This window comes from Deinococcus sp. LM3, assembly GCF_002017875.1.
In the GTDB taxonomy this organism is placed as follows: Bacteria; Deinococcota; Deinococci; order Deinococcales; family Deinococcaceae; genus Deinococcus.
On sequence record NZ_MUFV01000002.1, the window covers coordinates 154841 to 168449 of the forward strand.

At 72.3% G+C, this 13609-nt stretch carries 12 protein-coding genes; 8 read left to right on the plus strand and 4 right to left on the minus strand.

The features are described 5' to 3' along the window. Positions 1-13: 13 nt before the first annotated feature. Genes BXU09_RS14945 through BXU09_RS14955 form a run of 3 tightly spaced genes read left to right on the plus strand, consistent with a single transcriptional unit; the run spans position 14 to position 5456 of the window. Positions 14-3190, plus strand: coding sequence for a hypothetical protein (locus BXU09_RS14945; RefSeq protein ID WP_144012264.1), 3177 nt, complete (start codon positions 14-16; stop codon positions 3188-3190). After that, a complete protein-coding gene (locus BXU09_RS14950) occupies positions 3187-4188 on the plus strand; it encodes a hypothetical protein (RefSeq protein WP_144012265.1) in 1002 nt (333 codons plus the stop codon). Before BXU09_RS14945 ends, BXU09_RS14950 begins: the two co-directional genes overlap by 4 nt. After that, positions 4185-5456 (plus strand): hypothetical protein, encoded by a 1272-nt coding sequence (locus tag BXU09_RS14955; protein ID WP_144012266.1) that lies wholly within the window; start codon positions 4185-4187, stop codon positions 5454-5456. The genes BXU09_RS14950 and BXU09_RS14955 overlap by 4 nt, the downstream gene beginning before the upstream one ends. Positions 5457-5476: 20 nt before the next feature. On the opposite strand, the gene BXU09_RS14960 is transcribed toward BXU09_RS14955, so the two are convergent. Both BXU09_RS14960 and BXU09_RS14965 read right to left on the minus strand, forming a co-directional pair. Next, positions 5477-6820, minus strand: coding sequence for a hypothetical protein (locus tag BXU09_RS14960; protein ID WP_078305150.1), 1344 nt, complete (start codon positions 6818-6820; stop codon positions 5477-5479). Positions 6821-7138: 318 nt separating this feature from the next. Continuing rightward, a complete protein-coding gene (locus tag BXU09_RS14965; RefSeq protein WP_078305151.1) occupies positions 7139-7840 on the minus strand; it encodes a CHAD domain-containing protein in 702 nt (233 codons plus the stop codon). A 115-nt stretch (positions 7841-7955) separates the two neighbouring features. On the opposite strand from BXU09_RS14965, the gene BXU09_RS14970 reads away from it, so the two are divergent. Continuing rightward, positions 7956-8177 (plus strand): hypothetical protein, encoded by a 222-nt coding sequence (locus BXU09_RS14970; RefSeq protein WP_144012267.1) that lies wholly within the window; start codon positions 7956-7958, stop codon positions 8175-8177. A 726-nt stretch (positions 8178-8903) separates the two neighbouring features. On the opposite strand, the gene BXU09_RS14975 is transcribed toward BXU09_RS14970, so the two are convergent. Further along, positions 8904-10049 carry an ATP-binding protein gene (locus BXU09_RS14975; RefSeq protein WP_078305153.1) on the minus strand — a complete coding sequence of 382 codons (1146 nt, stop codon included), beginning with the start codon at positions 10047-10049 and terminating at the stop codon, positions 8904-8906. Next, complete coding sequence (locus tag BXU09_RS14980) at positions 10046-10723, minus strand: response regulator transcription factor (protein ID WP_078305154.1); 678 nt, start codon at positions 10721-10723, stop codon at positions 10046-10048. The genes BXU09_RS14975 and BXU09_RS14980 overlap by 4 nt, the downstream gene beginning before the upstream one ends. A gap of 91 nt (positions 10724-10814) precedes the next feature. Between BXU09_RS14980 and BXU09_RS20365 the strand changes: the two genes are divergently transcribed. The 4 genes from BXU09_RS20365 (at position 10815) to BXU09_RS20990 (ending at position 13597) form a co-directional block, all read left to right on the plus strand. Then, entirely contained in the window at positions 10815-11288 is a 474-nt protein-coding gene (locus BXU09_RS20365; protein WP_144012268.1) for a cytochrome c, read from the plus strand. Between the two features lie 66 nt (positions 11289-11354). Beyond that, positions 11355-12857 (plus strand): hypothetical protein, encoded by a 1503-nt coding sequence (locus tag BXU09_RS14990; RefSeq protein ID WP_078305156.1) that lies wholly within the window; start codon positions 11355-11357, stop codon positions 12855-12857. 2 nt (positions 12858-12859) lie between these two features. Next, entirely contained in the window at positions 12860-13417 is a 558-nt protein-coding gene (locus tag BXU09_RS14995) for a sulfocyanin-like copper-binding protein (RefSeq protein ID WP_168174628.1), read from the plus strand. A 21-nt stretch (positions 13418-13438) separates the two neighbouring features. Continuing rightward, positions 13439-13597: a hypothetical protein gene (locus tag BXU09_RS20990; protein WP_158235810.1), complete on the plus strand. Its 159-nt coding sequence runs from the start codon at positions 13439-13441 to the stop codon at positions 13595-13597. Positions 13598-13609 lie beyond the last annotated feature (12 nt).

The following is a 13609-nucleotide window of genomic DNA, read 5'->3' on the forward strand; positions in this document are numbered from 1 at the left end:
GGAGCCCCGCCCGGTGACCCGCGCCCGCCCGTTCCTCTGGCCCCGGCGCCCCCCCCGCCCGGACGCCCATGCCCGCCCCCATGTCCGCCCCGCTGCCCCGCCCGACCCGGCCCGCCCGCCATCCCTGGTGATTCCCGGCGCGACCCTGGACGGCGCGGACGACGACCGCGCCGGCGGCCGCCTGCTGGCCTTCGCGCTGCTGATCGTGATCGTCCTGCACGGCGCGCAGCTGATCAGCGGCTCGTTCACGCGCACCTACGACGCGCTGATCCACGTGTACTTCGGCGCGCACTACGCGCGGTCGTTCTTCGACCCCTGGGAGAGCGGCTGGTACACCGGCTTCTCGCTCACGTCGTACCCGCCGCTCAGCCACTACCTGATCGCGCTGCTGAGCCTGGTGTTCGGCCTGATGGGTGCTTTCGCCCTCACGCAGCTGCTGGCCCTGATCGGCCTGACGGTCGGCATGTACCGCTTCGGGAAGGTGTTCGTCACGGCGCGCGCCGCCGGGTACGGCGCGGTCCTCCTGACCCTCTCGAGCGCCATCGCCGAGACCGTGCACGTCTTCGGGCAGCTGCCCACCACCCTCAGCCTGGGCCTGCTGCTGAACGCCATCCCGTACGCCGCGCGGTACGTGCAGACCGGCCAGCGGACCCTGCTGCTGCGCGCCGCGGCGTTCACGGCCGCCACGACCGCCGCGCACCACGTCACCACGCTGTTCGGCAGCGTGTTCTTCATCGCGCCGGTCCTGCTGGCCGTGGTGCTTCAGGGCGCCAGCCGCCCCCGCGCGGGCGAGAACGCCGGGCGGGGCGGCTGGCAGCACCTGCGCCGCCGCGTGTACCGCGTGCTGCCGCGCGTGTACCGCGGCGCGCTGTACGGCGCGCTGGCCATCACGGCGCTCGTCATGGTCGTGCTGCCGTACTGGCTGTGGAGCCGCAGCGACCCGATCACGCAGGTGTCCATCCCGCACGGCAGCCGCGCGAACTTCCTGATCCGCACCGACTTCGGGTTCATGTTCTGGCTGGTGCCGTGGGCGACGCTGCTGCCGCTGTACTGGGACGCCGCCCGGCGCGGCCTGAACAGCCACCGGGGCCTGCCGCGCTGGCCGATCCTGGCGAGCATCCTGCTGCTGTCGCTGCTGGGCACGGGCGGCACCACGCCCCTGCCGAAACTGCTGCTGCGCGGCGCGTTCGACATCCTCACCCTGGACCGCTTCACGTTCTGGGCCGTGATGCTCATGATGCCGCTGGCCGGACTGGTCATCGAATCCTGGCGGCACGGCGCGTGGCGGGTGTTCGTGCAGGCCCGCCTGGGCGCGCGCGTGCATCACCTGCTGGGCCTGGGGCTCGTCACGGCCGCCGTGACCCTCTCGTGCCTGGTGAGCGCCCTGACGTACTACCGGCGCTTCCAGCCGGCGTTCATCGACGTGGCCCCCATCGTCCGGTTCCTGGAATCCGGCGGCCGGGACCGCTACCGCTACATGGTGCTGGGCTTCGGGGATCAGATGGCGTGGCTCAGCGCGAACACCCGCGTCACCACGCCCGACGGGAACTACCACTCGGCGCGGCGCCTGCCGGAACTGACCGCCACACCCGTCGAGCGGCTCGAGGGCGCCAAGTACACCGGCGTGCCGGGCCTGGGCAGCCTCACGCAGTTCCTGACCACCCCCGCCCGCTACAACCTGCGCTTCGTGCTGTCCAACGACGCCTTCTACGACCCGGCCCTGCACGCCCTGGGCTGGTCGCGCCTGGGCACCCTGAAAGGCGGCATCGTCGTGTGGGAACAGCCGGGCATCCCGCCGCTGCAACCGAGACTGCCACGCCGGGAACTGCCGGTCTGGCAGCGGCTGATGTGGGCGCTGCTGCCCAGCGGCGCCGCCGCCGGGGCGCTCCTGACCCTGCTGGTCCCGCTGCCCGCCGCGCCCCCCCGGCCCCGCCGTTCCCGCTGGCCGTGGGTCAGGGCGCTGGCCGAGGACAGTCTGGATCCGCCCCCCAGCGCCGGGCACTGGTGGGACAGCTGGGTGCGGCGACTGCCGTTCCGGGCGTGGCGCACCGCCCGCCTGCGCGCCCCCCGCCAGCGCCGCTCCCGGCGACTGCTGAACAGCGCGCTGCTGCTCGCGGCCCTGCTGGCCGGGGCGGCCGTGACCGCCGCGCGCCTGCGCCCCGCGCCCAGCCCGGAAGCGACCGTGCTGGCCTACTGGGACGCCGTGGACTTCAAACGCTTCGGGGACGCCTACCGCCTGATCGACCCGCAGGCCGGCCTGACCGAGGAACGTTGGCAGCTGGACCTGTCCGTCGTGGGCGGCCTGCGCACCGGGTACGCGAAACTCGACCGGCTGGACGTGCGGTCCGTCACGTACAGCGCCCCGCCCGGCGACCGCGACCGCCCCGGCACGACCGCGACCGCGCAGGTGCACCTGACGTGGTTCACGGCCTTCGGGAACATCGAGGAAACCCTCTGGCAGGACCTGCGCCTCACCGACGCCGGGTGGCGCCTGAGCGCCCAGCCGCAACTGACGGTCCGCCCGCCGCGCCGTTTCCGGCCGGTGCCCACCCTGACCCGCGCCGCCACCCCGGCCGACATGCCGGTCCCCGTGCAGGTCCTGGGCGCCCGGCTGGTCGCGTTCCGCCCGCAGAGCGGCGAACCGGAGCGGCTGGCGGTCGTCGGGGAGGCCGTGAACGCCGGGACGCAACCCGCCGCCGTGGACATCACCGCCGGCGTGCTGGACTCCGCCGGCACCGAACTGGCCCGCAACACCGCCGGCACGCACGCCCTGCACTGGCTGCTGCCGGGGGAACGCACGCCGTTCCGCGTGACCTTCGACGGCCCCGGCATGACCGTCCGCCCCGGCGAGGTCCGGTCGTTCACGGTCCGCGCGCAGGGCTGGGTGACGGCGCGCGGCCTGGACCGCAGCCTGAACGTGTGGTCGCAGGGCGACGCGGTGCGCGTCGAGAACGGCGGCGCGGCCGAGGCGACCATCACGAACGTCCTGCGCGCCCTGAACGACCCGGCCGGCGTCGCGTGGGTCACGCAGACCTTCCTGATGGAGGCCGTGCCGCCCAACCAGTCCCGCAGCGCCCCGCTGGGCCGCGTCCTGCCCGCCGGGTACCGCGTGCTGCTGCCCGGCGGCCGGTCAGGGCCGCTGACCGGCTCGGCGCTGTACGCCGACGCCTTCCGCCGGGAGGAACCGTGACCCCCCCCGCCCGGCGGCGGTGCGTCCCACTGTGCGTCCCGCTCGTGGCGCTGGCGTTCGTCGCCTGCCGCCCGGCCAGCGACCCGCCGGCGTCCGCCGCCCAGGCTGCCTCTGTGCCCGCCTCACTTGTGCCCGCCTCGCTGACCCTGCACGCCGACGGAGCCGCCGTGCAGCTGCGCGCCAGCGGCCCGGCCGGCGCGCGCTGGCAGGTCGTGTGCGACACCTTCGCCGGACCGCTCGTCTGGGAGGGCACCCTGCCCCCGGCGTCCGGACCGGAGGCTGCCGCCGTGACCCGCTGGCCCCGCCCGGACGCCCGCCGCTGCGAGGCGACCCTGCACGCCCCGCCCGGCGCCGGCAACCCGACCACCCTGGCCCGCGCGGCCCTGACCCTGCCCGCCTCCCGCCCGGCCACCACCACGGCGACCACGCCCGCTACCGCCACTGCCCCCGCCCCACTGACCGGCCGCCTGAGCGTCACGCCCGCCACGGTCCGCCTGGGCCTGCGGGAACCCTGGGCCGTGCAGGTCACGCTGCGCCGCGCCGACGGCACGCCCGCCCCGGACGGCACTCCCGTCCTCCTGAGCGCCGCCGGCCCGGACGGCGCGCGCCTGAGCGCCACGCGCGTCACCGTGAACGGCGAGGCGTCCTGGCAGCTCACGCCGGACGTCCCCGGCCCGTACCGCCTGCAGGCCCGCGCCGGCAACTGGCAGGCCGCCACGGACGCCGCTGTCCGGCCCGCGCTGCTCGGCCGCCGCCCGCCGGTCCTGTGGGCCGGGCCGGACCTGCAGGTCGGGCCTCTGCGCTGGACGACCGGTGCGTACCCGGACGACGGCACGCCCGTCACCCTGCAGGCCCTGAACCGCAGCGGCCGGGTCCTGTGGACCGCGCAGGTCACGACCGCCCAGGGCGTGGCCCGCGCCCGCGTTCCCGCCCTGACCGGCGCGGTCACGCTGCGCCTGAGCGTGGCGGGCGCCGAGGAGAGGCTGCCGTGGCCGTGAGCCGCCTGACCGTCCTGAAACGCGCGGCGTTCGTGACGCTGCTGCTGGGCGCGCTGCTGGGCGGACTGCTGGCGCTGGTCGTCGCGGCCCGCGGGCTGGAACGCGCCAGCCGCGCCTCCAGTCAGGCGAGCGCCCTGAACCTCGCCCGGCGGCCCGAGGCGGCCCCGCCGCTGCGCTGGCTGCCCGCCGCGCCCGGCACGCCCCGCCCGGACGGCGTGACCCTCGAGGACCTGCGGCAGGCGTACCTGCTGGGTCACTCGGAACTCACGTACGCCGCCCGCTCCGGCGACCCCAGCGGCCTGGGCGGACGCCTCGCCGGGAACGCCCTGAGCGGCGCGCTCGCCGTGACCCGCCAGGAACGCCACCCGCTGCTGCTCGACTGGAACCACCGCGCCCGCCTGCTCGGCCCGGACCCGGCCGGCGGCTGGCGGTTGCAGGTCCGGTACTGGACCGCCCGCGCGCTGCCCGGCCCGGACGGCTGGACGGACCTGCGCGTCACGCGGCGCGACGCGCAGGTCACGCTGCGCGAACAGAGCGGCGTGTGGCGCACCACCGACGTCACGCTGCTCGCCGACACCCGCCCCGACCTGCGCGCCCCCCCGGCGCTGCCCGTGCGGTCCTGGCGGGCCGTGACCCTCCCCGCCGACTGGACCGACTGGACCCCGGCCCGCTGGCAGGCCACCCTGACGCTCGCGGCGCGCCACGACCTGCGCCCGCTGGTGCTGCCGCTCGCCGCGCAACCCACCCGCGAGCAACTCGGCGCGCTGCGCGCCGCCCTGACCCGCCTGCGCGCCGCCGCCCGGCCCGCCGCCGTCGCCTTCAGCGCGCCGTTGACCCTGGAGAGCGTGCCGGTCCGCGCGGCCGTCGCAGAACACGCCCGCGGCGCCGCCGCCCTGCTCACCGGGCCGGTCCGCGCGGACGATCCCGGCAGCCGCGCCGCGCTGCTGGCCCTGCGCCTGACCCACCCGACCCTCCCGCTGCTGGCCCAGACGACCGGCAGCGAGGCCGCCCTGCCGGACCTGCCCGACCTGAACGCCCTGCTGTCCGCGCAGTTGCGTGCGCCCGCCCCCGGTCCCGCCGCGCCGCAGGTGCTCCTGACCGCGCCCCCCGCGCCGCGCCTGCCGCTGCCGGGCCGCCCGGACCGGCGCGGACCGGCCCTGACCCTGGCCGCGTGGCAGGGCGGCTGGCTGCTGCCCCTGGACGACCTGTTCGGCCCGGACGACCAGCCCACCCCCGCCGCGCAACGCCTGCTCGCACCGGGACGCTGATACGGCCGTCCGGCTCGTCCTTACCCGCGCCGTGCGCGCACCCGGCGCAGGCCCGATCGCCAGAGGCCCGATCTCAAGAGGGCCAGCCGCAGTGCGTGCCCGAGCAGCAGTCCCGCCGGGAGGGTCCACAGGTCCGCCGCCCAGCCCAGCAGCCACGCGCCGGGACCGGGGGGCGGGCGGGCCGGGTCCGCCCAGCGGGCGAGCGGCGTGAACGACCCGTCCGCCGTGAGCAGCGCGCCCCGCCCCTCGCGGCCGCCGTCCGGGCCGAGCACGCCGGCCTCCAGCGGACCGGGGCGGGTCAGGAACGCCCGCAGCTGCCAGCCGCGCCGCGCGTCCCCCAGGCGGCCCAGCGGCGCGCGGCGCTCGCGGAAGACCGGGGCGTCCGCGCTGCCCGCCACGAAATCCACCTGCCGGGTCACGGTCGCGTCGGCCGAGCCGCCGGGCGCGCGGTACCCGACCGGCAGCGCCGGGAAGCGCGCCCGGACCGTCTGCCGCCACGCGCCCAGCTGCGCCGCCGACGGCGAGCGGGCAGGGGAGAGGATCACGCCGCCCAGCCGCGCCCCAACCGAGGCGGGATTTCCCTCGGCTTCCGCGCCGAGCGCGGCGTGCAGGTCCCGCAGGCCCGCCGGGTCCAGCGCCGCGACCTGAAGGTCGAGCAGGACCGTCACGTTCCGGGCGGCGGCGGCCTCCAGCAGGACGTTCAGTGCCCGTCCGGTCTGCCCGGCGCGGCCGGTGTTCAGCGGCCCGGCCGCGCCGCCCGCCAGCGGCACGATCAGGGTGTCCAGCCCCAGTTCCGTCACGGCCGACACGTCGCGCCGCAGCGTGTCGGCCGGGCGCTGCAGCCAGTCCGGCGCGGCCCGCGCGGCGCGGTATGGGGCGGGCTGCTCGGGGGGCGGCGCGGCCGGCAGCGGTTCGTCCCGCAGGACCCGCCAGTGATGCACGCGCCAGTTGCCGTCTCCGAGTTCCATCACGACGTCCAGTTCCCGCCGGGCGACGCGCGGCGCGGCGTCCGGGTCGGGCCGGGGCGTGGCGTACGTGAAGCGGTCCGTGAACGACACGGTCGCTCCGTCCGGCGCGTAGAAGTGCAGTGTCGGCGCGTGCGCCCAGCCGACTGGCGCGGCCCCGCCCCGCGCGACGTCCTGCGCGTCCAGCAGCGCCGCGCCCTGAAACAGGTCCCGCAGCCCGCCCGGCTGCCCGGTGCCGGCCGCGAACGCCATCTCGCGCGGGCCGCGCAGGTACGCGTCCGTGATCGCCTCGCGTTCAGCGGTGGTCAGGACGCGCGGTCCCGGCTCCCGCTCCGGCGCCTGCCACGCCAGCAGCCGCGCGCCGTCCCCGAGCGGCCCGGCGCCCGTCGCGGCGTCCACTCCTCCACCGTCCGGACTTCCGCCCGTGCCGGGGAGCGGTGCGCACCCACCCAGGACCGCCCCCATGAGCAGGACAGCGCAGCTGACCAGGGCCGCGCGGCGCGCCCGCAGAAGAGGCCACGGCCGGCGCGCCATCCCCTCACCGTCCGGCACCTGCGGGCAGAAGCTCATTCCCATTCAGGAGCGACAGCCTGACCGGACAAGGCGGGCAGGCACCATTTCATAGCGCTGAAGTCAGCCGGTCTGCCCGCGGCAGAGGCGGGAGCGCCGCCCGACCGCACCACCCTGGAGTCGCCAGGTGAGCCCGCCCCAGGCACCTTAGGGCAGTTCCTCGGCCAGGCTTCCCCATTGCTGCCACGCTGCTTGACGTGCCAGCCGCCGCTGCACCTGCGCGGCGCGGACCAATCCGGGCCGGTACGCCGCCAGCAGCGGTTCACGCCCGGCCAACTCCAAGAGTGTCTGCGCGTCCTGCGCCTCGCCCAGCAAATTCAGCAACGTCACCAGCGCCTCCGGCGACCGCTGGCGTAATCCCAGCACCGCCCGGTACCGTTTCAGGGCTTTGCGCCAGTCATGCCACTCCTCTGCCCGCACCCGACCGTCGCGGGGCGGCACCGTCGCCTGAACGCGGGCCGCCTCGACCGCCAGGAACCGCTCCCAGCGCTTGCGGCCCGGAGCTTCCGGCAACCTGGGCACCCGTTCGGGGAGGGTGAGTTCCCCCAGCAGCTTGACGCGCCGCGCAGACCAGGCTTGGGCGAAGGCCTGCACCTCCTCTTCCGGAACGTCCATAGTCCGCAGCGCCTGCTGGACCAACGGACCCGTGACGTCATGGTCGCGCAGCGCCGACGCTGCGCGGCGCACTTCCTGCCAGGCGCGCCGTTCCCGTTTCCGCAGTTCTCCGACCCGGGCGTGCGTTTCAGCCGTGCGCGCCAGCTTACGCAACTGGTGAACGGCTTTTTCGTCGCCCTGCAGCGCCAGGGCGCGCAGGTCACGGTACTGACGGTGTGCTGGTACAGACCCCATGCGACCCATCCTAGTGCAGAGACTGCGGTGTCCTCACGGCCTGCGCAGGCAGGAGATTCAGATCGCCAGGCCGCAGCTGACACATTGTTGGATTTGGTCCGGCATAGTGGTCCCCATGCGCATCCTGCGGTTACCGGACGAGCACCTCGCGGACCTGATCGCAGACGGCTCCACCGTCATCATAACGCTACGCTGGCACACCCGAACCCCCGCGCCCGGTGACCTAGTCCATCTCGACACGCTGGGCCACTGGCGCGTGCTGGAGATTCTGCGGCGGGAACGACCCGGTTTCGGCGCTGACCTTCGCGCCTCCCTGCTGGCGCATTCCGACGCCTGATCGGTCGACTCATACGGACTCCGATTGAATGGGCTGCAAAGCCCGCTGGGTCCGAGCGAAGCGAGTGGGAGCAAAACGGGTTCCGGACGTGGAGCTGGCAATCCGGTGGAGTCCCGGATTGTCGGCGAAACAAACGGAACCCGTATCACATGTTTGTGAGCCGAGCAGAGCTGTGGGAACAGGAGTTCCCACGCGGCACGAGCTGCGCGCCAGGACGCTGACGACCATGGCCGTACACAGGTTTCCATCGGTCAGTACAGCAGTCTGCGCGTTTCTGTTCCCTCCGCCCCGCACCACGCGACATCCAGCTGCTCCCGCCTTCTCGTTCTTCGATCGCCAGGCGCTCGTTTCCGGGCTGTTCAGGCGGAGAAGAGCCTGTCACGGCCAGAAATCCCCTCCAAAGGGCAACGGGAAAAATGACGTGCTGACCGACGTTCCCCCTTCCCTGTGCCGTCATGACGTCATGTGGCACAGGACTCCAGCAGACGTGGAAACTCTTATACGGATTCCGTTTGTTTCGCCGACAATCCGGGACTTCACCGGATTGCCAGCTCCACGTCCGGAACCCGTTTTGCTCCCACTCGCTTCGCTCGGATTGAACGGGCTTTGCAGCCCATTCAATCGGAGTCCGTATTACTCGTAAGGCAGCACCAGACGGCCCGCCAGCATGGAAATGCTGACCTGCTGGTCTGTCTTGAAGGAGTGTCCTGTGAACACACCAGAACTTCAGCATTCCCGGTTGTGGACCTGCTGTCCGGCAGGCCACCGCGTGATCACCCGCAGTCCACCCGACTCTCCCGGCTCCGCGCTGATGTGACCCCCGTGCGCTTCGGTCAGGGCGCGGGCGACCGCCAGGCCCAGGCCACTGCCGCCCAGGTGCCGGGCACGGGATTCCTCAGCGCGGTAGAAGCGTCCGAACAGTTGCTCCTCGCTGCCAGGAGTGACGCCGGGGCCGTCATCACCGACCTCCAGGCGCCAGTCGCCTTCCCAGGTCAGCCAGACCGTCACCCGCGTGCGTGCGTACCGCAGGGCATTGTCGAGCAGGTTGTTCAGAACCTGACGTGCGCGGGCCGCATCAAGGAACACAGGGGCCTCCAGGGGCAGTCGGGTTTCCAGCGTCAGAGACCGGGCCGTGGCCAGCGGCTGGAAATCAGTCACGACCTCGCGCACCAGCGCGGCGAGGTCACCATGGGCACGCAGCAGTCGGAGTTCCCCGGCGTCGGCGACCGTGAGGGTCTGGAGGTCCTCGGCCAGGCGGCCGAGCAGGGCGAGAGGCGCACGAAGCCGGGCCACTTCCTGTGGCGTGAGGGGGTACACGCCGTCGACCAGGCAGTCCACCCGGGCGTGCAGGGCGGTGATGGGTGTGCGTAACTCGTGCGCGACGGCGGCACTCTCAAAACGGCGTTCACGCTCGGCCCGCTGAAGCTGCTCGGCCATGCTGTTCACGTCGCAGATCAGGCGGCCCAACTCGCTCACGCCTGCTCCGGCCGCGCGGGGCGCGAGCGAAACCCGCGCCGCCAGGTCTCCGGAGGCGATGCGCCGGGCCGTCGCCGCCACGTCTTCCAGTGGCCGCGAGAAGCGCCGCGCGACCGTGAAGGCGAGCAGCAGCGAGAACAGGGTCGAGAGGGTCAGCGCCGTCAGCACGGCGGGCCGGAAGTAGCGGGCCAGGGGCAGCCGGACGGTGGTGAGTTCCGCCGACACGACGGCCCGCAGCGCCCGCTGCGCCTCTGGTGGCAGGCTCCTGCTCAGTTGCAGTGCCGTCACACTCAGCAGCGTGATCTGAAGAACCGCCGTCAGCAGCACGGTCACCGTGAGGAGCAGTGCCAGCCGCGCCCACAGGCGGCGCAGCGGGGGCAGGGGCGGAGTGCTCAACGGTCCTTGATGTCTTCAGCGTAGCGGTAGCCGATCCCGTGCACCGTTTCAATGCCGTGAACAGGCCCCAATTTGCGGCGCAGGTTCTTGATGTGACTGTCCACCGCCCGCTCCGAGGCGCCCTCTCCTGTCAGATGAGCGGCGAGCCGGTCACGGTTGAAGGTCCGGCCGGGGTCTCGCAGCAGGGTGCGCAGCAGGATGAATTCACTGGGAGTGAGGTCCAGGGCTGCGCCGTTCAGCCGGGCGTCATGGCGCTGGGGATCCAGGCACAGGCCCCCGTGACCGCGCAGCACCCCCGCGTGAGGGGCGGCGCGGCGCAGCACGGCGTCCACGCGCGCCACCACCTCCAGCGGGCGGAAGGGTTTGGTCACGTAGTCGTCGGCGCCCAGCCGGAAGCCGTGCAGCAGGTCGGCTTCGTACGTGCGGGCGGTCAGGATGATCACGGGCGTGCTGGCGTCTTCACGCACCAGTTGCAGCACTTCGAATCCCGAGAGGCCCGGGAGCATCACGTCCAGCAGCAGCAGGTCGGGTCGCTCGCGGTGATAGGCGGCCAGCGCCTCGGGGCCGTCCGCTGCCCGCCGGGGCCGGTAACCTGCCCGCGCCAGGTAGGCAACCAGGGCGGCGGCGATCTCGTCGTCGTCCTCCACGATCAGAATGCTCGCGTCCTGGGCCATGAGGTCACTATAGGTCAGCCTCACGTCCGGCCCCCCGGACCTCCACAGCTTCTCCACAGCGCTTGCCTACGCTGGACACCGAGGTGATCTCATGAAGCCAACCATTCTCGCTTTCGCCCTGCTGAGCGCCGCCGCGGGTAACCTGGTGCTGGCACAGAGCACTCCGGTTTCCCCCCCGGCGCCGCAGGATCCGGTACAGAGCAGGTCAGCACAGAGCAGTCCGGGGACGGAGCGCACACCCGCGCCGCTGGACTTCACGCCCGGCTGGGCAGACGTGGCGCCCACCGTGGAGGCCAGTTGCGCCTCGTGCCACCGGGCGGGCGGCATCGCGCCTTTTGCACTGGAAAGTTACGAGCAGGCCCGCCCGATGGCGGCCGCCATGGCGGAAGCCGTGCGCAGCGGCCAGATGCCCCCCTGGATGCCGGGCGGGCGCACCCCACCCCTGCGCTACGAACGCAAACTCACCGACCAGGAGATCGGTGTGATCGTCGCCTGGGCAGAAGCCGGAGCCCCGCAGGAGCGAGACATGACGCCCAGCACCCCCCAGACCCCCGGTCAGCCCTGAACACCCGGCCAGTCCCACCCGTTCGACCCCACCCGTTCAACCCCACGAGGCAACACCATGAACAGAATGCTTCTCCTGAGCGCGGCCCTCTGCGTCAGCATCGGCGCGGGGCTGGTCCTCGCCCAGAACGCCCCAGCCCAGACTCCACCCACGCACAGCACTCACACCCAGCACGACCATGGCGGCTCCAGTCAGGCCGCCACGGAACGGCCCCATCCCGCCAGCCAGCTCGGACAGCAGTCACCGCGTGTCCGTGAGACGGCACCTCCCCTGCGGGTGGATCTGGAGTTGACCATGCGTCAACCCTACGTTCCCAGCGAGAAGCTCAGCGACGACTACCGCTGCTTCGTGCTTGACCCAGGTCTCACGGAAGACCGTTTCTTTACCGGCTTCGAGGTCAAGCCCGGCAACCCGGAGGTCGTGCATCACGTCATCCTGAATGCCGTGCCTCCCGAGGCGATCAGTCAGATCCGCGAGCTGGACGGCCAGGACGGCCAGGACGGCTGGTCATGCTTCGGCGGTACCGGATTACAGGCGGGTCCGGGGGGCGGAATTGGCGGCATGGGCAGCCCGGGCGGCGGCCTGAAGTTAGGGAGCGGAGCGGCCAGTTTCGGCGCGCTGATGAAGTTGCAGGAACGCGGCGTGAACGTGAACGCGTTGATCAAGGCCCTGCAAGAGCACAGGGGGAACGTGCCGGTAGCCCTGGCCGCGTACCAGCAGGCGGGCGGTGACCTGACCGCACTGCTGAGCGCCCTTCAGGCAGAGGGACTGCTGGGCGCAGGCGGCCTGGGCGACGGGGCACATGCGGGAAGCGGTGACGCGATGACGGTGATCACGTCTGGGCTGGGTGACGTGTTCGGCGTGGGGTCATGGGTGCCGGGCAGCGTGCCCACCCATTTCCCCGAGAGCACCGGGAGACTGCTGAAAAAAGGCACCTTGCTGGTGATGCAGGTCCACTACAACACCCTGGCGGGCCGCGAGCCTGACCGCACCAGCGTGCAGCTTCAACTCGCCCCGGCAGGTTCGCAGCTCCAGCCGCTGACCGGCATGAGTCTGGTCGCGCCGGTCGAGATTCCCTGCCCGGCAGGAGCCACGGGCGAGCTGTGCAACCGCGACGCCCTGATTCGCAAGAACACGGCCGAGGACGGCCCCCGCGCGGCCATGACGCCCGCCGCGCTGCTGGCCCTGTGTCAGAAGAAGCCGGAAGACTACGCCAGGCAGAACCCGAAACAGGTTGTGAGCACCTGTGACATGCGGGTACGCGAGGACGCCCTGGCGGTGGGCGTGAACTTCCACATGCATACGCTGGGCACCAGCGGGCTGCTGGAGCTCAACCCTGGTACGAACCGGGAACAGGTGCTGCTGGAGATCCCGAACTGGGACTTCCACTGGCAGGGCAGTTATTTCTACCGTGAGCCCATCACGCTGAAGAAGGGGGACACGGTACGCATCACCTGCACCTGGGACACCACCCTCAACCCTGAACCTCGCTACATCGTCTGGGGAGAGGGCACCAGGGACGAGATGTGCCTGGGCGGCCTCACGCTGATGCCCGCCCCCAGAGAATGATCATGAATAAAACCGTGAACACGCTGATCCTGCTGACGGCGGTGGGATTGGGTACTGGGGCCGCGCATGTGAACCACCCGCCCACCTCCCACGCCCCACTGCTCAGGAGCGACGCCGCGAAGAAGACGGCATCCCTGTCCCTCGTCGCAGGCAGCGACCAGAGCAACGCAGGCCTGAATTTCAACGGCAAGCACGGTGAGCAGAGTACGCTCACCGTGCCGCTGGGCTGGACGGTAGAGCTGCACTACCGCAACGCCGGAACCATGCCTCACAGCGTGGTGGTGGTGGAAGCGCCCAGCAAGGGGATGGCCCAGAAGCTGCCCCTGAAATTCAGTGAAGCGTCTGCCGCTTTCACAGGTGCCCACAGCAAGAACGTGACGGGGGGTATGGGGCGCACAGTTCCCACTGAAATGGTGAGATTCACCGCCAACAAGGCAGGCGACTACCTGATCGCGTGTGGAGTGACCGGCCACGCCATGGGGGGCCAGTACCTCAAACTGCACGTGAACGTACAGGCGCGGGTGGCGACCCTAACGGAAGTACCCGTCACGAAGTTGTAGGAACACCCGCGCCTGTACGCCGTGATCGACACGTATGACGCCCTGACCAGTGATCGCCCCTACCGCGCGGCCTGGACGCCCCAGGCCGCCTGGGCGGAGGTGCAGCGGCTCAGCGGGCAGCAATTCGATCCCTGGGCGGTGCAGCTGACTGCGCAGATCCTGCACCCGGCGGAATCATGAACTGCCGTGTAA

Bases quoted from the DNA above. Each gene is read 5' to 3' on its own strand.
- BXU09_RS14965 (WP_078305151.1), bottom strand. From the start codon at position 7,840: ATGGGGTCTGTACCAGCACACCGTCAGTACCGTGACCTGCGCGCCCTG.
- BXU09_RS14970 (WP_144012267.1), top strand. From the start codon at position 7,956: ATGCGCATCCTGCGGTTACCGGACGAGCACCTCGCGGACCTGATCGCA.
- BXU09_RS14980 (WP_078305154.1), bottom strand. From the start codon at position 10,723: ATGGCCCAGGACGCGAGCATTCTGATCGTGGAGGACGACGACGAGATC.
- BXU09_RS20365 (WP_144012268.1), top strand. From the start codon at position 10,815: ATGAAGCCAACCATTCTCGCTTTCGCCCTGCTGAGCGCCGCCGCGGGT.
- BXU09_RS14990 (WP_078305156.1), top strand. From the start codon at position 11,355: ATGCTTCTCCTGAGCGCGGCCCTCTGCGTCAGCATCGGCGCGGGGCTG.
- BXU09_RS14995 (WP_168174628.1), top strand. From the start codon at position 12,860: ATGAATAAAACCGTGAACACGCTGATCCTGCTGACGGCGGTGGGATTG.